This is a genomic window from Streptomyces flaveolus (assembly GCF_000716535.1).
GTDB lineage: Bacteria > Actinomycetota > Actinomycetes > Streptomycetales > Streptomycetaceae > Streptomyces > Streptomyces flaveolus_A.
Genome location: NZ_JNWV01000014.1, coordinates 68,754 through 86,944 on the forward strand (window position 1 = coordinate 68,754; position 18,191 = coordinate 86,944).

Below are 18,191 nucleotides of genomic sequence, written 5' to 3' on the forward strand. Positions count from 1 at the left end.
ATTCCCCCAGCTAACGCCGGGGGGACCCCCTGCCGGGCCTGTGGTGTGTCATGGGTGGTGCAGATTCTCGAATGCGAGGAGCCATGGTGGACAAGCCGAAGGTCGTGCTGGGGGTCAGCGGTGGCATCGCCGCCTACAAGGCCTGCGAGCTGCTGAGAAGGTTCACGGAGTCGGGCCATGACGTCCGCGTCGTGCCGACCGCCTCCGCGCTGCACTTCGTCGGCGCCGCCACCTGGTCCGCGCTGTCCGGCAACCCCGTCGCCACCGAGGTCTGGGACGACGTCCACGAGGTGCCGCACGTCCGCATCGGCCAGCACGCCGACCTGGTCGTCGTGGCCCCGGCCACCGCCGACATGCTCGCCAAGGCCGCCCACGGCCTCGCCGACGACCTGCTGACCAACACCCTCCTCACCGCCCGCTGCCCGGTCGTCTTCGCCCCGGCCATGCACACCGAGATGTGGGAGCACCCGGCCACCCAGGAGAACGTGGCCACGCTGCGTCGCCGCGGCGCCGTCGTCATCGAGCCCGCCGTCGGCCGCCTCACCGGCGTCGACACCGGCAAGGGCCGGCTGCCCGACCCGGCGGAGATCTTCGAGGTGTGCCGCCGGGTGCTGGCCCGCGGTGTCACCGAGCCCGACCTCCGGGGCCGGCACGTCGTCGTCTCGGCCGGCGGCACCCGCGAGCCCCTGGACCCGGTCCGCTTCCTCGGCAACCGCTCCTCCGGCAAGCAGGGCTACGCCCTCGCCCGCACCGCCGCGGCCCGTGGCGCCCGGGTGACCCTGGTCTCCGCCAACGCCGGCCTGCCCGATCCGGCGGGCGTGGACGTCGTCCGGGTCGGCACCGCCGTGCAGTTGCGCGAGGCCGTCCTCAAGGCCGCCGCGGACGCCGACGCCGTGGTGATGGCCGCCGCCGTCGCCGACTTCCGCCCGGCCGCCTACGCCGCCGGGAAGATCAAGAAGAAGGACGGCCAGGACCCGGACCCGATCGTCCTGGTGCGGAATCCGGACATTCTCGCGGAGATCTCCGCCGACCGCGCCCGGCCGGGACAGGTCGTCGTCGGCTTCGCCGCCGAGACCGACGACGTCCTCGCCAACGGCCGCGCCAAGCTCGCCCGCAAGGGCTGCGACCTGCTCGTGGTCAACGAGGTCGGGGAGCGCAAGACCTTCGGCTCCGAGGAGAACGAGGCCGTCGTCCTGGGTGCCGACGGCAGCGAGACCCCGGTGCCGCACGGCCCCAAGGAAGCCCTGGCCGACACCGTCTGGGACTTGGTCGTACGGCGACTGGACTAACCCCGGGCACGCGATCGGGCGAACTCGACGGCAGGTTCACGCCACGCCGAAATCGGGTGCGGCGGCCCTGGCCAAGGGCGCTCGCCATTGTGCAGAATGCCCGTGCCGCAGGTCACAGCGCTCCCGAGAGGCGAGACAGTGGCCCGCATGTCGAGCGCGACCGATAAACTGTTCACGGTCGACGCCGGGCGCAGCCCCGTGTCGACCGTAAATGATCAGCCAGCAGCCGCTGCAACCACAGGGAGCGTTGTGTCCCGTCGCCTGTTCACCTCGGAGTCCGTGACCGAAGGTCACCCCGACAAGATCGCTGACCAGATCAGCGACACCATTCTCGACGCGCTCCTGCGTGAGGACCCGTCTTCCCGGGTCGCCGTGGAGACGCTGATCACCACCGGCCTGGTGCACGTGGCCGGCGAGGTGACGACGAAGGCGTACGCGGACATCGCGACCCTCGTCCGCAACACGATCCTGGAGATCGGGTACGACTCCTCCAAGAAGGGCTTCGACGGCGCCTCCTGCGGTGTCTCGGTGTCCATCGGCGCGCAGTCCCCGGACATCGCGCAGGGCGTGGACGCGGCGTACGAGGCCCGGGTCGAGGGCGACGAGGACGAGCTGGACCGGCAGGGCGCGGGCGACCAGGGCCTGATGTTCGGTTACGCGTCCGACGAGACGCCGACCCTGATGCCGCTGCCGATCTTCCTGGCGCACCGGCTGTCCAAGCGCCTGTCCGAGGTCCGCAAGAACGGCACGATCCCCTACCTGCGTCCGGACGGCAAGACGCAGGTCACCATCGAGTACGACGGTGACAAGGCCGTGCGCCTGGACACGGTGGTCGTCTCCTCCCAGCACGCCTCCGACATCGACCTGGAGTCGCTGCTCGCCCCCGACATCCGCGAGTTCGTCGTGGAGCCGGAGCTGAAGGCGCTCCTGGAGGAGGGCATCAAGCTGGACACCGAGGGCTACCGGCTGCTGGTCAACCCGACCGGCCGTTTCGAGATCGGTGGCCCGATGGGCGACGCCGGCCTGACCGGCCGGAAGATCATCATCGACACCTACGGCGGCATGGCCCGGCACGGCGGCGGCGCCTTCTCCGGCAAGGACCCGTCCAAGGTCGACCGTTCGGCGGCGTACGCGATGCGCTGGGTGGCGAAGAACGTGGTGGCGGCGGGCCTGGCCTCCCGCTGCGAGGTCCAGGTCGCCTACGCGATCGGCAAGGCCGAGCCCGTGGGCCTGTTCGTGGAGACCTTCGGGACCCACAAGATCGAGCCGGAGAAGATCGAGAAGGCGATCGACGAGGTCTTCGACCTCCGCCCGGCCGCGATCATCCGCGACCTCGACCTGCTCCGCCCGATCTACGCGCAGACGGCGGCCTACGGCCACTTCGGCCGCGAGCTGCCCGACTTCACCTGGGAGCGGACGGACCGCGTGGACGCCCTGCGCAAGGCCGCGGGCCTGTAACCCCGGCCCACCCGCTGTCGCCGAGGCCCGGCTCCCTTCGGGGGGCCGGGCCTCGGCGTCGCCGTCCACCGGCGGACCGGCCGCGTTGTCAGTGGGATTTGCAAGAATGCAAGCGTGAGCAGCGAGAACGGGTCGGGGGGTGGCGGGGCCGAGGGGGCTCCGCCGGAACAGCTCGCGCTCATCCGCGAGAGCGTGCGGAAGGCGAAGGTGCCGAAGGCCAAGCCCCGGACCTGGCGGGGGGCCGCGCTCGCCGGGGAACTGCCCGTCGCACGGGTCCTGGTCGACAAGGGCGTGCTGCACCTCGACCGGTACTTCGACTACGCCGTGCCCGCGGAGCTGGACGCGGACGCCCAGCCCGGCGTGCGGGTGCGGGTGCGGTTCGGGGCCGGGCGGCACCGGGTGCGCGACGGACGCCGGGAGGGCGGCGGGCTCATCGACGGCTTCCTCGTCGAGCGGCGCGCCGAGTCCGACTACTCCGGGCCGCTGGCCGCGCTCGCCCAGGTCGTGTCGCCCGAGCCGGTGCTGAGCGAGGAACTGCTGGGCCTCGCCCGGGCCGTCGCCGACCGGTACGCGGGAAGCCTCGCCGATGTCCTCCAGCTGGCCGTGCCCCCGCGCAGCGCCCGTGCCGAGCAGCGCCCGTCCCCCGAGCCGCTGCCCCCGCCCCAGGCGCCGGACCACGGCTCCTGGACCCGGTACGAGCACGGGAGCGCCTTCCTCGACGCCCTGGCCTCCGGCGGGGCGCCCAGGGCCGTGTGGAACGCGCTGCCGGGGCCGCTGTGGAGCGAGGAGCTGGCCCGGGCCGTCGCCGCCACCCTCGTCTCCGGACGCGGCGCCCTCGTCGTCGTACCGGACGGGCGCTCCGCCGCGCGCGTGGACGCCGCGCTCACCGCGCTGCTCGGCACCGGCCGGCACGCGCTGCTCACCGCCGACGCCGGGCCGGAGAAGCGGTACGCGCAGTGGCTGGCGGTGCGGCGCGGTGCGGTGCGTGCCGTCGTCGGGACCCGGGCGGCGATGTTCGCGCCCGTCCAGGACCTGGGGCTCGTCGCGATCTGGGACGACGGGGACGACAGCCACAGCGAGCCGCACGCCCCGCAGCCACACGCCCGCGATGTCCTCCTGCTGCGCGCCGCACTCGACAAGTGCGCGTTCCTGCTGGGCAGTTGGGGCTGCACCGTGGAGGCCGCCCAGCTCGTCGAGAGCGGCTGGGCCCGGCCGCTGGTCGCCGGGCGGGAACAGGTGCGCCGGACCGCGCCCCTCGTCCGGACGGTCGGGGACGAAGACCTCGCGCGCGACGAGGCCGCCCGCGCCGCCCGGCTGCCCACGCTCGCCTGGCAGGCCGCCCGCGAGGGGCTGCGGCACGGGCCGGTGCTGGTGCAGGTGCCCCGGCGTGGTTACGCGCCCCGCATGGCCTGCGCCCGGTGCCGGGCCCCCGCCCGGTGCCGGCACTGCTCCGGCCCGCTCCAGGGGCAGGACGCGGGCGTGCTGCGCTGCGGCTGGTGCGGGCGCGAGGAGAGCGCCTGGCACTGCCCGGAGTGCGGCGGCTTCCGGCTCCGCGCCCAGGTCGTGGGCGCGCGCCGGACCGCCGAGGAGCTGGGCCGGGCCTTCCCCGCCGTACCGGTGCGCACCTCCGGACGCGAGCATGTGCTGGACACCGTCCCGGACGCGCCCGCCCTGGTCGTCAGCACCCCGGGCGCCGAACCGGTCGCCGAGGGCGGCTACGCGGCGGCCCTGCTGCTGGACGGCTGGGCCATGCTCGTACGACCCGACCTGCGGGCCGGTGAGGACGCGCTGCGCCGGTGGATCGCGGCCGGGGCGCTGGTACGGCCGCAGAGCGAGGGCGGCACGGTGGTCGTGGTGGCCGAGCCGACCCTGCGGCCCGTCCAGGCGCTGGTGCGGTGGGACCCCGTCGGGCATGCCGTGCGGGAGCTGGCCGAGCGGGCCGAGCTGGGCTTTCCGCCGGTGTCCCGGATGGCGGCCGTCTCCGGACCGCCCACGGCCGTCGCCGAGTTCCTGGCGGCGGTCGACCTGCCGCCGGACGCCGAGGTACTGGGACCGGTCCCGCTGCCACCGCTCCCGCCGGGCGGACCACGCAGACCCGGCGCCCCGCCGCCCGGCGAACACTGGGACCGGGCACTGGTGCGCGTACCACCGGGCAGCGGCTCCGCACTGGCCATGGCCCTGAAGACCGCTCAGGCGGCGCGCATGGCACGGGGGAGCGGGGAGGCGGTCCGGGTACGGATCGATCCGCCGGACATCGGGTGACGGTGGCGAGCGGAGCGCCTTCCGCCGCGGTGGCCGGGCGTCGGGACCCGGCGAGGCGTCCCCCGCGGGGAGCCGCTCGACCGGGCGGAACCCCCCCGGTACCCGCGGCGGTCCGGACCGGAGGGGAGGAAACGCCTGCCCTCCCGGACGTGGCCCGGAAGGGCAGGGGTGGGGGTGTCAGCCGTTGCGGGGGCCCGGGAAGGCCGTCGGGCGGGCGTCGTCGCGCAGTGTCGGGCTGCCCGCCGTCGGCTGCGTGGGCATGGAGCGGGCCGCGGGGACCGTGGGCAGTGGCGTGTTCACGTTGACCGTGCGGGTGCCGGACGGCTCCGGCGTCCGCTCCGCCTCCGCCGCCGCCTGGGCCGCGGCGCGGCGGGCGCCGTACCGGCGGTGCACCGCCTGCTTGGTGACCCCGAGCGCCGAGCCCACCGCGTCCCACGAGAAGCCGAGCGAGCGGTCGAAGTCCACGGCGGCCGTCACCAGGGTCTCGACACTGTCCCGGAGCTCCTGGGCGAGGCGGACCGTCGGGGCGGGAGCGCGTCCGTAGACGACGAAGCCCGTGGACGGGCCGGAGCGGCGCGGGCGGTAGACGTTGCCCAACTGGGCGGTGAGCGTGCGCAGCGCGTCCACCTGCCGGCGGACCCTCTCGATGTCCCGCACCAGCAAGTGCAGGCTGGCCCGGGCCTGGGCGTCGTGGGTTGCGTGGTCGGCCATGAACAAGCCTCTCGAACCGGCGTTGAAAGGAATTGGGCCGCGAAAGCGGCCCGATGTGGTCAACTCTTTCTTGACCAACGCGCTGACGCTCCGCTGGTCACGGGGTGGGGGCGTACGGGCATATGCGTACGCCGTTCTCCCACCCACGCACCCCCCGTTTCCCGTCGGCTCGGCCGGGAGGCCGGACACCCCGCTGGGGGCCGGTCGCCGTCGGCGTGCCCACGTCCGTGGTCATAGACTGGTGCGCTGCCCGCCAACTTCCGCCCGAGAGGCCCGATCCCGCCCATGAAGCTCGTCTTCGCCGGTACCCCCGAGGTCGCCGTTCCCGCTCTGGACGCTCTGCTCGCCTCCGGGCGGCACGAGGTGGCCGCCGTCGTCACGCGGCCCGACGCGCCGGCCGGGCGCGGGCGCAGGCTGGTCGCGTCGCCCGTGGCCGAGCGGGCGGAGGAGGCGGGCATCGAGGTGCTGAAGCCGCTGAAGCCCCGGGACCCGGAGTTCCTGGAGCGGCTGCGGGAGATCGCCCCGGACTGCTGCCCGGTCGTCGCCTACGGCGCCCTGCTGCCGAAGGCCGCCCTGGACATCCCCGCCCACGGCTGGGTCAACCTGCACTTCTCGCTGCTGCCCGCCTGGCGCGGCGCCGCACCCGTCCAGCACGCCATCATGGCGGGCGACGAGATCACCGGGGCGTCCACCTTCCTCATCGAGGAGGGCCTGGACTCCGGGCCCGTCTACGGCACCGTGACCGAGGAGATCCGCCCCACCGACACCAGCGGCGACCTGCTCACCCGGCTCGCCTTCGCGGGCGCCGGGCTGCTCGCAGCGACCATGGACGGCATCGAGGACGGCACGCTGAAGGCCGTACCGCAGCCCGCCGAGGGCATCACCGTGGCGCCGAAGATCACCGTCGAGGACGCTCAGGTGGACTGGGCGGCGCCCGCGCTGCGCGTCGACCGGGTCGTGCGCGGCTGCACGCCCGCGCCCGGCGCCTGGACCACCTTCCGCGGCGAGCGGCTCAAGCTCGTCCAGGTCACGCCGGTGCCGGAGCGGACGGACCTCGCGCCGGGCCGGCTCGCGGTGGGCAAGAACAGCGTGCACGTGGGCACGGGGTCGTACGCCGTCGAGCTGCTCTGGGTCCAGGCCCAGGGCAAGAAGCCGATGCGCGCGGCCGACTGGGCCCGCGGGGTACGCATCGCGGACGGCGAGACGCTGGGCGGCTGACAGCCCGGGCGAGGCCGAGCACGGGCGGGCGGCGGCGGCGGCTCCGGGCGGCGGCACGGCCGAGCCCGGCCGACGGGCCCGGGGGCGAGGCGACGTACGCTGGAGGCGCATCCCCCTCTTCACACCCGGAGCACCTTTTTCGTGAGCGAGCAGTCCCGGCGGCCCCGCAAGCCCGCCAAGCCCTACCGCCGTCCCAAGAAGGACCCCGTCCGCATCCTGGCCTTCGAGGCGCTGCGCGCGGTGGACGAGCGGGACGCGTACGCCAACCTCGTGCTGCCCCCGCTGCTGCGGAAGGCCCGCGAGCAGGGTGACTTCGACGCCCGGGACGCCGCCCTCGCCACCGAGCTGGTGTACGGCACGCTGCGCCGCCAGGGCACGTACGACGCCGTCATCGCCGCCTGCGTCGACCGGCCGCTGCGCGAGGTCGACCCGCCGGTGCTCGACGTGCTGAGCCTGGGCGCGCACCAGTTGCTCGGCACTCGCATCCCCACGCACGCGGCCGTGTCCGCCTCGGTCGAGCTGGCCCGGGTCGTACTCGGCGACGGACGGGCCAAGTTCGTCAACGCCGTGCTGCGCAAGGTGGCCCAGGACAATCTCGACGGCTGGATCGAGAAGGTCGCGCCGCCCTACGACGAGGACCCCGAGGACCACCTCGCCGTCGTGCACTCGCACCCCCGCTGGGTCGTCTCCGCGCTCTGGGACTCCCTCGGCGGTGGCCGGGCCGGCATCGAGGAGCTGCTGGCGGCGGACAACGAGCGGCCCGAGGTCACGCTCGTCGCCCGGCCCGGCCGGGCCACCACCGGGGAACTGCTCCGCGAGGACGCCGCCGTACCCGGGCGCTGGTCGCCGTACGCCGTGCGGCTCGCCGAGGGCGGCGAGCCGGGCGCGGTCGAGGCCGTGCGCGAGGGCCGCGCCGGCGTCCAGGACGAGGGCAGCCAGCTCGTCGCCCTCGCACTGGCGAACGCCCCGCTCGACGGCCCCGACGAGAAGTGGCTCGACGGCTGCGCCGGACCCGGCGGGAAGGCCGCGCTGCTGGCCGCGCTCGCCGCCGAGCGGGGGGCCACGCTGCTCGCCTCGGAGAAGCAGCCGCACCGCGCCGGGCTGGTGGCCAGGGCCCTGCACGGCAACCCCGGGCCGTACCAGGTCATCGCCGCCGACGGCACCCGCCCGCCGTGGCGGCTCGGCAGCTTCGACCGGGTACTGGTGGACGTCCCGTGCACCGGCCTCGGCGCCCTGCGCCGCCGCCCCGAGGCCCGCTGGCGCCGCCGCCCCGAGGACCTGGACAGCTTCGCCCCGCTCCAGCGCGGTCTGCTGCGCACCGCCCTCGACTCCGTCCGCGTGGGCGGCGTCGTCGGCTACGCCACGTGCTCCCCGCACCTGGCGGAGACCCGCGCGGTCGTCTCCGACGTGCTCAAGCAGCGCCCGGACACGGAACTGATCGACGCCCGCCCCCTCCTGCCCGGCGTGCCCGACCTGGGCGACGGCCCCGACATCCAGCTGTGGCCCCACATCCACGGCACGGACGCGATGTACCTGTCCCTGATCCGCAGAACCGCATAACGCCGCCAGGGGGGCAGCGCCATCGGCGGGGCGCGGGGAACTGCGCGAGCAACCCCCACCGGCCCGCGTCCGAATCCCCACCGCAAGGGACCGCGGCTACAGCCCAGCGCAGCGACATGGCAGGCTTGGGTCATGGCCGTGCAGATCAACCCCAGCATCCTGTCCGCCGACTTCGCCCGCCTCGCGGAGGAGGCCAAGGCGGTCCAAGGCGCCGACTTCCTCCACGTCGACGTCATGGACAACCACTTCGTCCCGAACCTCACGCTCGGCGTGCCGGTGGTGGAGTCCCTGGCCCGTGCGACGGACACCCCGCTGGACTGCCACCTGATGATCGAGGCCCCCGACCGGTGGGCGCCCCAGTACGTCGAGGCGGGGGCGTCGTCGGTCACCTTCCACGTGGAGGCCGCCGCCGCACCGGTGCGGCTCGCCCGGGAGATCCGCGCCAAGGGTGCCCGCGCCTCCATGGCGCTCAAGCCGGCGACGCCGATAGAGCCGTTCGAGGACCTGCTGCCGGAACTCGACATGCTGCTCGTCATGACGGTGGAGCCCGGTTTCGGCGGCCAGGCCTTCCTCGACATCATGCTGCCGAAGATCCGCCGCACCCGTGAGCTGATCAAGAAGCACGGTCTCGAGCTGTGGCTGCAGGTCGACGGCGGGGTCTCGGCCTCGACGATCGAGCGGTGCGCGGACGCGGGAGCGGACGTGTTCGTCGCCGGCTCGGCCGTCTACGGTGCGAAGGACCCGGCGGAGGCGGTACGTGCCCTGCGCGCCCAGGCGGAAGCGGCCACCGCCAAGGCGTCCTGGGCATGCGACCACTGAGCCACGGCCAAGTGAACGGTTAAGTGAACGGCGCCCATCAGGGCAGATCAGTCGCCCCGAATCTGCAAGGATGAACGGCGAATCCAGAGTGTGAACAGCAGTGAGGAGATCGCCGTGTCGGGTATGTCGGCGGGCCGGTCAGCCATGCGGATGGGACCCGCTGAGCTGGTGCAGGCGGCGGCCATGGCCCGCCGCTTCTACCTCGAGGGCAAGTCCAAGATCCAGATCGCGGAGGAGTTCGGCGTCAGCCGCTTCAAGGTGGCCCGGGTACTTGAGACTGCCCTCGAAAGGGACCTCGTACGCATCGAGATCCGCGTGCCGGCCGAACTGGACGCCGAGCGCTCCGACGCGCTCCGCGCCCGCTACGGCCTGAGGCACGCCGTCGTGGTCGAGTCCCCGGCCGAGGCCGAGGAGACCCCCGACCCCGAGAACCTCGGCGAGGTCGCCGCCGACCTGCTCGGCGAACTCGTCAACGAGGGGGACGTGCTCGGGCTGGCCTGGGGCCGGTCCACCATCCACATGGCGGCGGCGCTGGACCGGCTGCCGCCGTGCACGGTGGTGCAGCTGACGGGCGTGTACGACGCCGGGACCGCCGAGCGCGGCTCGGTGGAGGCCGTCCGCCGGGCCGCCCAGGTGTCGGGCGGAGACGCGCACCCCATCTACGCGCCGATGCTGCTGCCGGACGCGGCCACCGCGGCGGCGCTGCGCCACCAGACCGGGATCGCCCGGGCCTTCGAGTACTTCGACAAGGTCACGGTCGCCTGCGTCTCCATCGGCTCCTGGGAGCCGGGCATCTCGACCGTGCACGACATGCTCAGCGACGAGGAGCGCGCGCACTACGCCTCGCTCGGGGTCGCCGCCGAGATGTCGGCACACCTCTTCGACGCCGAGGGGCGCCGGGTCGGGCGGGACCTGGGGGAGCGGTGCATCACGGTCAAGGCCGACCAGCTGCGCCGTATCCCGGAGGTCGTGGCCATCGCGGGCGGGCAGCGCAAGGCCGCCGCGATCGACGCGGTCCTGCGCTCCGGGCTGGTCACCAGTCTGGTGACCGACACCTCGGCCGCCGACTACCTGATGACGGCGGGCCCGACCCCGAAGCCGGCCCTCAGCCGGCAGGACCCCGACGGGGTCTGACGCTCGGCCTCGGGACCTCGACGGAGTCCGGTGGCGGGTCGCGCCGGGGTCGTCGCGGGACGGCCGTGGCAGCATCGTCCGCATGCTGCCACGGTTCGTCCCCCGTGCTCTCGCCGGGGTGCTGGTCTGTCTCGCCGTCCTCCTGACGGGGTGCTCCGGCGCCTCCCCGGCCTCGCCGAGTACGGGCACGAGTACGCCGACGCCGCCCGCACCGGCCGCGTCCACCCCGGCCTGGGCCGCCGGCACGGCCACCGTCCAGGAGCCCCGGCTCCCGGCCGAAGCCCGCAGGACACTGGCCCTCATCGACAGGGGCGGCCCCTTCCCCTACGCCAAGGACGGGACCGTCTTCGGGAACTTCGAGGGACGTCTGCCGAAGCACCGGCGCGGCTACTACCACGAGTACACCGTGCCGACCCCCGGCTCGCACGACCGCGGGGCCCGGCGCATCGTCACCGGTCAGGGCGGGGAGTTCTACTACACCGATGATCACTACGAGTCGTTCCGGGCGGTATTGAGATGAGCGAGGACCTGACCGGCCGCATCGTGGTCGCACTCGACCTCGACGGCGTCACGGACAAGGCCGGCCTGATGGACCGCGCCGCCCGGGCCCTGTCGCTGCCCGACTGGTTCGGCCGCAACTGGGACGCGCTGGCCGACTCCCTGTCCGACCCGTCCGTGTGGCCGGCGGAGGCCGAGGGCAGAGGGCTCCTGGTCGTCGTACGGGGCTGGGAGGGCTACGCCACGGAGCGGCCCCGGGAGTGGGAGACCGCCCGGGAGGTGTTCACGCAGGCCATGCGCGTGATGCCCTCGCTCACCGTCGCCCTCGCCCTTGGAGGAACCTCCTAGCTGATCGGCGAGGACCCTGGATGATCCGTCAGGGCATGACAGCGGCCCCGACATGGGACAATGAAGTACGTGCTCTTTCCCCCTGGCACACCTGTCAGGGGGTCGCCTCTGATCGACTGGGATGTGCAGCACGTGCGTTTCCTCAATGACATCCAGCCCGCGTACGACCTGACGTACGACGACGTGTTCATGGTGCCGAGCCGCTCCGCGGTCGGCTCGCGTCAGGGCGTGGACCTCGCCTCGCCGGACGGCACGGGCACCACCATCCCGCTCGTCGTCGCCAACATGACCGCCATCGCCGGCCGCCGCATGGCCGAGACGGTGGCCCGCCGGGGCGGCCTGGTGGTCATCCCGCAGGACATCCCGATCGACGTCGTCACCGACGTGATCTCCTGGGTGAAGAGCCGCCACCTGGTGCTGGACACCCCGATCGTGCTGGCCCCGCACCAGACCGTCGCCGACGCCCTGTCGCTGCTGCCCAAGCGCGCGCACAACGCCGGCGTGGTCGTGGACGAGAACAACCGGCCCGTCGGTGTCGTCACCGACGCCGACCTGTCCGGTGTGGACCGCTTCACCCAGCTCGAAGTGGTCATGTCCAAGGACCTGCTCCTGCTGGACGCCGACATCGACCCGCGTGAGGCCTTCAACACCCTCGACCACCACAACCGCCGCTACGCCCCGGCCGTCGACAAGGACGGCAAGCTCGTCGGCATCCTCACCCGCAAGGGCGCGCTGCGCGCCACGCTGTACACCCCGGCCGTGGACGCGAACGGCAGGCTGCGGATCGCCGCGGCCGTCGGCATCAACGGCGACGTGGCGGGCAAGGCCAAGCAGCTGCTCGACGCGGGCGTGGACACGCTCGTCATCGACACCGCGCACGGCCACCAGGAGTCGATGATCAACGCCATCAAGGTGGTGCGCGCCCTCGACCCGCGGGTGCCGATCGCCGCGGGCAACATCGTCTCCGCCGAGGGCGTCAAGGACCTGATCGACGCCGGCGCGGACATCGTCAAGGTCGGTGTCGGGCCGGGCGCCATGTGCACCACCCGCATGATGACCGGCGTGGGCCGCCCGCAGTTCTCCGCCGTCCTGGAGTGCGCCGCCGAGGCGAAGAAGTACGGCAAGCACGTCTGGGCCGACGGCGGTGTCCGCCACCCGCGCGACGTGGCCATGGCGCTCGCCGCGGGCGCGTCCAACGTGATGGTCGGTTCGTGGTTCGCGGGCACGTACGAGTCCCCGGGCGACCTCCAGCACGACGCCAACGGCCGCGCCTACAAGGAGTCGTTCGGCATGGCCTCCGCGCGTGCGGTGGCCAACCGCACGTCGGAGGAGTCGGCGTACGACCGCGCCCGCAAGGCGCTGTTCGAGGAGGGCATTTCCACCTCCCGCATGTTCCTCGACCCGGCCCGCCCGGGCGTCGAGGACCTGATCGACTCGATCATCGCGGGCGTCCGTTCCTCCTGCACCTACGCCGGTGCGGGCTCCCTTGAGGAGTTCGCCGAGAAGGCCATCGTCGGCATCCAGAGCGCGGCCGGCTACGCCGAGGGCAAGCCGCTGCACGCCAGCTGGAACTGACCCCGCTCCGCACCGACGGCCCCCGTCGTTCCCGCGTCCGGGAACGACGGGGGCCGTCGGCGTGTGCGGCGCCCGCCGAGGAAAAGGACGAGGAGCGGGCGAGGAGCCGGCGGGGACGGGCCCGGAGTCGGCGAGGTCGCCGCCGAGAAGCCGGCAGGCAAACCGACGGCGAACGGGACCCGTGGGACGGGTGTGCAACGGTCGACAGGTCGCGCGCAACGATTTGTCATTCCGCCCCGATGAACGCAATGATCATGCGGGGATGCGCAAGGTTGCTGCATTACGCCCGTGAAGGCCCGCCTCATAGGGTGCTGCGCTAGTACGTGGCGTGGCGGGGACCCCGCTCGGCGGGTTCCTGCCCTCGCAGGCTCCGCCGGTCCCCGCCCACGAGGGCCGGCGCTCTTGCCGGTCCGCCCCACAATCACCGGCAGCGATAAGGAGCCAACGCGTGCTCGACCAAGGCGCACCCCCGCACGACCAGATATCGGCCGCCCCCGCGTCCCCGGGCGTCGCCGCGCGCCTCATGCGTCGCAAGCCCGTGGAACGCCTGGTCGCGGAGGGCGGCCACGGCGAGGGAGGGCAGCTTCGGCGCTCCCTCGGGCTGTGGCAGCTGACCATGATCAGCATCGGTGCCACCCTCGGCACCGGCATCTTCGTCGTCCTCGGCGACGCCGTCCCCAAGGCCGGTCCCGCGGTCACCCTCGCCTTCGTCATCGCCGGTCTCACGGCGCTGTTCTCGGCCCTGTCGTACGCCGAACTGGCCGGCAGCATCCCCGTCGCCGGCTCCTCCTACTCGTATGCGTACGCAACGATGGGCGAACTGGTCGCCTGGGTCTGCGGCTGGTGTCTCGTGCTGGAGTACGGCGTCTCGGTGGCCGCGGTCGCCGTCGGCTGGGGCGAGTACCTGAACGAGCTGCTGGACGGCACCATCGGCGTCACCATCCCGGCCGCCCTGTCCTCCGCGCCGGGCGAGGGCGGCGTCATCAACCTGCCGGCCCTGATCGTCGTCCTGCTGGCGATGGTGTTCCTGCTCGGTGGCGCGCGGGAGTCCGCCCGCGCCAACACGATCATGGTCTGTGTGAAGATCGCCGCGCTGGTGCTGTTCTGCGCGATCGGCGTCATGGGCTTCAAGTCCGGCAACTACGCCGACTTCATGCCGCTCGGCATGACCGGGGTCAGCGCCGCCGGCGCCACGCTGTTCTTCTCGTACATCGGCTTCGACGCCGCCTCCACCGCAGGTGAGGAGGCGAAGGACCCCAAGCGGGACCTGCCGCGGGCGATCATGCTCTCGCTGATCATCGTGACCGCGCTGTACGTGCTCGTCGCGGCCGTCGCCGTCGGCGCCTGGAACTGGAAGAAGTTCGACGGCTCCGAGGCCGCCCTCGCCGGGATCATGAACGACGTCAGCGGTCAGACCTTCTGGGGCACGCTGCTGGCGCTGGGCGCGGTCATCTCCATCGCGAGCGTGGTCCTCACCGTCCTCTACGGCCAGACCCGCATTCTCTTCGCGATGGCCCGCGACGGCCTGGTGCCGAAGGCGCTCGGCAGGATCCACCCGAAGACCGGGGCGCCGCGCCTGAACACGGTGATCGTGTCCCTGTTCTGCGGTGCGCTCGCCGCCCTCATCCCGCTGGGCAAGCTCGTCGACGCCACCAGCATCGGCACGCTGTTCGCCTTCGGTCTGGTCAACATCGCGGTGATCGTGCTGCGGGTCAGGCGGCCGGAGCTGGAGCGCACGTTCAAGGTGCCGTTCGGCCCGGTCCTGCCGGTGCTGGGCTTCCTGTTCTGCGCGTACAACATGTTCAGTCTCGACACCATCACCTGGGTGGTCTTCGGATGCTGGATGGCCGCCGGGCTCGTGTTCTACTTCCTCTACGGCTATCGCCGTTCCCGTCTCGCGGCCGACGGCGCTCTCGCGGTGACGGCAGAGAAGTGACCGGACCGAAGAAGTGAACCACCCCCTGTGCTGAACGATCTCGACGAACGCATCGTGCACGCCCTCGCCGAGGACGCCCGCCGCTCCTACGCGGACATCGGGCAGATGGTCGGCCTGTCCGCGCCCGCGGTGAAGCGGCGCGTGGACCGGCTGCGGGCCACCGGAGCCATCACCGGATTCACCGTGCGGGTGGACCCTGCGGCGCTCGGCTGGGAGACCGAGGGGTTCATCGAGATCTACTGCCGGCGGAACACCTCGCCGGAGACGATCCAGCGGGGACTGGAGCGGTACCAGGAGGTCGTGGCCGCGTCCACCGTCACCGGGGACGCGGACGCGATCGCGCAGGTCTTCGCGTCCGACATGCGTCACTTCGAGCGGGTGCTGGAGCGGATCGCCGGGGAGCCGTTCGTGGAACGGACCAAGTCGGTGCTGGTGCTGTCGCCGCTGCTGCGCCGCTTCTCCTCCGGGGCGCCGGGGTAGGAGCGGACCACGGCCCGGGGCGCCTCGTCGTCACCGGGTGCGGGTCGGCGCCCCGAGGGGGCGCGGGGAACTGCGCGAGCACCCCGGACTACCCGCACCCGGCCGACGGCGAGGCGCCCCGAGCCCTTTTCCGCGCTCCTCCGGCCCCCCTCACCGGCCCACGCAACGAATCGCCGCCCAGCCGCCCCTCGGCGCAACAAACTTCGCACCGGCGCGCAACGGCTCCTTCTTGTCCGGCCGAGCGCGCCGAACGTACCTTCTTTCTGGCCCCCGAACCCCCCTTTTTTTCCGGTGAGGATCACGCATGCGCACCGCCCTGCTCCAGAGCTCCGGCCGCCCCGGCTCGATCGCCGAGAACCTCAAGGTCCTCGACGAGGCCGCGGGCCGGGCCGCCGCCGCGGGCGCCGGGCTGCTGGCCGCGCCGGAGATGTTCCTCACCGGGTACGCGATCGGCGACGACATCGCCCGCCTCGCCGAGCCCGCCGACGGTGACTCCGCCGACGCGATCGCCGAGATCGCCACCCGGCACGGCCTCGCGCTCGCCTACGGCTACCCCGAGCGCGACGGCGACGCCGTCTTCAACTCCGCCCAGCTCGTCTCCGCCGACGGCACCCGGCTCGCGAACTACCGCAAGACCCACCTCTTCGGCTGCTTCGAGCGCGACCACTTCACACCGGGCGAGCAGCAGGTCGTGCAGGCCGAGCTGAACGGCCTCACCGTGGGCCTGCTGATCTGCTACGACGTCGAGTTCCCGGAGAACGTCCGCGCCCACGCCCTGGCCGGCACCGACCTCCTGGTCGTGCCGACCGCGCAGATGCACCCCTTCCAGTTCGTCGCCGAGTCGATGATCCCGGTGCGCGCCTTCGAGAACCAGATGTACGTCGCCTACGTCAACCGGGTCGGCCAGGAAGGCGAGTTCGAGTTCGTCGGCCTCTCCGTCCTCGCCGGTCCCGACGGCGTCGCCCGCACCCGCGCGGGCCGCGCCGAGGAGCTGGTGCTCGCCGACGCCGACCCCGCCTTCCTGGCCGCCTCCCGCGAGCACAACCCGTACCTGAAGGACCGCCGCCCCGGTCTGTACGGGTCCCTCGTCTGACACCCGAGCCTTCCCCCGAACCACCCGTGCAAGGAGTCCGTACCCCATGACGTCCACGGTGCCCAACGCCGTCGAGCACACCGACGAGCAGCAGCCGCCGATCACCATGTTCGGCCCGGACTTCCCCTACGCCTACGACGACTTCCTCGCCCACCCGGCGGGCCTCGGCCAGGTCCCGGCGACCGAGCACGGCACCGAGGTCGCGATCATCGGCGGCGGCCTGTCCGGCATCGTGGCCGCCTACGAGCTGATGAAGATGGGCCTCAAGCCCGTCGTCTACGAGGCCGACCAGATCGGTGGCCGGCTGCGCACGGTCGGTTTCGAGGGCTGCGACGACTCGCTGACCGCCGAGATGGGCGCCATGCGCTTCCCGCCGTCCTCCACCGCGCTCCAGCACTACATCGACCTGGTGGGCCTGGAGACCAGGCCCTTCCCGAACCCCCTGGCCGAGGCGACCCCGTCCACCGTGGTCGACCTCAAGGGCGAGTCGCACTACGCCGAGACGATCGACGACCTGCCCCAGGTGTACCGGGACGTCGCCGACGCCTGGAACAAGTGCCTGGAGGAGGGCGCCGACTTCTCCGACATGAACCGCGCGATGCGCGAGCGGGACGTCCCGCGCATCCGCGAGATCTGGGCGAAGCTGGTCGAGAAGCTGGACAACCAGACCTTCTACGGCTTCCTCTGCGACTCCGAGGCCTTCAAGTCCTTCCGGCACCGCGAGATCTTCGGCCAGGTCGGCTTCGGCACCGGCGGCTGGGACACCGACTTCCCGAACTCCATCCTGGAGATCCTCCGCGTCGTCTACACCGAGGCCGACGACCACCACCGCGGCATCGTCGGCGGCTCCCAGCAGCTGCCGCTGCGGCTGTGGGAGCGCGAGCCGGAGAAGATCGTCCACTGGGCGTACGGCACCTCGCTCGCCAAGCTGCACGAGGGCGGCAAGCCGCTGCCGGCCGTGACCCGGCTGCACCGCACCGCCGGCAACCGGATCACCGTGACGGACGCGAACGGCGACATCCGCACCTACCGGGCGGCGATCTTCACCGCCCAGTCCTGGATGCTGCTGTCCAAGATCGCCTGCGACGACTCGCTCTTCCCGATCGACCACTGGACCGCGATCGAGCGCACCCACTACATGGAGAGCTCCAAGCTCTTCGTGCCCGTGGACCGGCCGTTCTGGCTGGACAAGGACGAGCAGACCGGCCGGGACGTCATGTCGATGACGCTCACCGACCGCATGACCCGCGGCACCTACCTGCTGGACGACGGCCCGGACAAGCCCGCCGTCATCTGCCTGTCGTACACCTGGTGCGACGACAGCCTGAAGTGGCTGCCGCTGTCCGCGAACGAGCGGATGGAGGTCATGCTGAAGTCGCTCGGCGAGATCTACCCGAAGGTCGACATCAGGAAGCACATCATAGGCAACCCGGTGACCGTCTCCTGGGAGAACGAGCCCTACTTCATGGGCGCGTTCAAGGCCAACCTGCCCGGCCACTACCGCTACCAGCGGCGCCTGTTCACGCACTTCATGCAGGAGCGGCTGCCCGAGGACAAGCGGGGCATCTTCCTCGCCGGCGACGACATCTCCTGGACGGCCGGCTGGGCCGAGGGCGCCGTGCAGACCGCGCTGAACGCGGTCTGGGGCGTCATGCACCACTTCGGCGGCGAGACCGACGCGTCGAACCCGGGCCCGGGTGACGTCTACGACGAGATCGCGCCGGTGGAGCTTCCCGAGGACTGACCCGGGAGACGGACGAAAGGCGCGGGCGGCCGGCCACCAGACTCCGGCCGCCCGCGCCTTCTTCAA

General features: G+C 72.7%; 15 protein-coding genes. 14 read left to right on the forward strand and 1 reads right to left on the reverse strand.

What is annotated here, in order from left to right:
* Positions 1–86: 86 nt before the first annotated feature.
* The 3 genes from coaBC to OO52_RS16405 all read left to right on the forward strand — a co-directional run bounded on the left by coaBC (position 87) and on the right by OO52_RS16405 (position 5,009).
* A complete protein-coding gene (coaBC, locus tag OO52_RS16395; protein WP_030644748.1) occupies positions 87–1,289 on the forward strand; it encodes a bifunctional phosphopantothenoylcysteine decarboxylase/phosphopantothenate--cysteine ligase CoaBC in 1,203 nt (400 codons plus the stop codon).
* Between the two features lie 249 nt (positions 1,290–1,538).
* Positions 1,539–2,747 (forward strand): methionine adenosyltransferase, encoded by a 1,209-nt coding sequence (metK, locus tag OO52_RS16400; RefSeq protein ID WP_030644750.1) that lies wholly within the window; start codon positions 1,539–1,541, stop codon positions 2,745–2,747.
* Positions 2,748–2,861: 114 nt separating this feature from the next.
* Positions 2,862–5,009: a primosomal protein N' gene (locus tag OO52_RS16405; RefSeq protein WP_030644752.1), complete on the forward strand. Its 2,148-nt coding sequence runs from the start codon at positions 2,862–2,864 to the stop codon at positions 5,007–5,009.
* A 177-nt stretch (positions 5,010–5,186) separates the two neighbouring features.
* Here OO52_RS16405 and OO52_RS16410 read toward each other — a convergent pair whose 3' ends face one another.
* Positions 5,187–5,720 carry a hypothetical protein gene (locus OO52_RS16410; RefSeq protein WP_030644754.1) on the reverse strand — a complete coding sequence of 178 codons (534 nt, stop codon included), beginning with the start codon at positions 5,718–5,720 and terminating at the stop codon, positions 5,187–5,189.
* 285 nt (positions 5,721–6,005) lie between these two features.
* On the opposite strand from OO52_RS16410, the gene fmt reads away from it, so the two are divergent.
* The 11 genes from fmt to OO52_RS16465 all read left to right on the forward strand — a co-directional run bounded on the left by fmt (position 6,006) and on the right by OO52_RS16465 (position 18,125).
* Entirely contained in the window at positions 6,006–6,938 is a 933-nt protein-coding gene (gene fmt / locus OO52_RS16415; protein ID WP_030644756.1) for a methionyl-tRNA formyltransferase, read from the forward strand.
* Positions 6,939–7,079: 141 nt separating this feature from the next.
* A complete protein-coding gene (locus tag OO52_RS16420; protein WP_030644758.1) occupies positions 7,080–8,498 on the forward strand; it encodes an RsmB/NOP family class I SAM-dependent RNA methyltransferase in 1,419 nt (472 codons plus the stop codon).
* 132 nt (positions 8,499–8,630) lie between these two features.
* Entirely contained in the window at positions 8,631–9,317 is a 687-nt protein-coding gene (rpe, locus tag OO52_RS16425; RefSeq protein WP_030644760.1) for a ribulose-phosphate 3-epimerase, read from the forward strand.
* Between the two features lie 90 nt (positions 9,318–9,407).
* Positions 9,408–10,451 carry a sugar-binding transcriptional regulator gene (locus OO52_RS16430; protein WP_030644761.1) on the forward strand — a complete coding sequence of 348 codons (1,044 nt, stop codon included), beginning with the start codon at positions 9,408–9,410 and terminating at the stop codon, positions 10,449–10,451.
* An 82-nt stretch (positions 10,452–10,533) separates the two neighbouring features.
* Positions 10,534–10,971: a ribonuclease domain-containing protein gene (locus tag OO52_RS16435; RefSeq protein WP_030644763.1), complete on the forward strand. Its 438-nt coding sequence runs from the start codon at positions 10,534–10,536 to the stop codon at positions 10,969–10,971.
* On the forward strand, positions 10,968–11,297 hold the full coding sequence (locus tag OO52_RS16440) for a barstar family protein (RefSeq protein WP_030644765.1): 330 nt from the start codon (positions 10,968–10,970) through the stop codon (positions 11,295–11,297). Before OO52_RS16435 ends, OO52_RS16440 begins: the two co-directional genes overlap by 4 nt.
* 132 nt (positions 11,298–11,429) lie before the next feature.
* A complete protein-coding gene (locus OO52_RS16445) occupies positions 11,430–12,872 on the forward strand; it encodes a GuaB1 family IMP dehydrogenase-related protein (RefSeq protein WP_030644767.1) in 1,443 nt (480 codons plus the stop codon).
* A 448-nt stretch (positions 12,873–13,320) separates the two neighbouring features.
* A complete protein-coding gene (locus tag OO52_RS16450) occupies positions 13,321–14,808 on the forward strand; it encodes an amino acid permease (RefSeq protein ID WP_030644769.1) in 1,488 nt (495 codons plus the stop codon).
* A 27-nt stretch (positions 14,809–14,835) separates the two neighbouring features.
* Positions 14,836–15,288 carry an Lrp/AsnC family transcriptional regulator gene (locus OO52_RS16455; protein ID WP_030644771.1) on the forward strand — a complete coding sequence of 151 codons (453 nt, stop codon included), beginning with the start codon at positions 14,836–14,838 and terminating at the stop codon, positions 15,286–15,288.
* 304 nt (positions 15,289–15,592) lie between these two features.
* Positions 15,593–16,381 (forward strand): carbon-nitrogen hydrolase family protein, encoded by a 789-nt coding sequence (locus OO52_RS16460; protein ID WP_030644773.1) that lies wholly within the window; start codon positions 15,593–15,595, stop codon positions 16,379–16,381.
* 46 nt (positions 16,382–16,427) lie between these two features.
* Complete coding sequence (locus tag OO52_RS16465; protein WP_030644776.1) at positions 16,428–18,125, forward strand: flavin monoamine oxidase family protein; 1,698 nt, start codon at positions 16,428–16,430, stop codon at positions 18,123–18,125.
* The last annotated feature ends 66 nt before the right edge of the window (positions 18,126–18,191 follow it).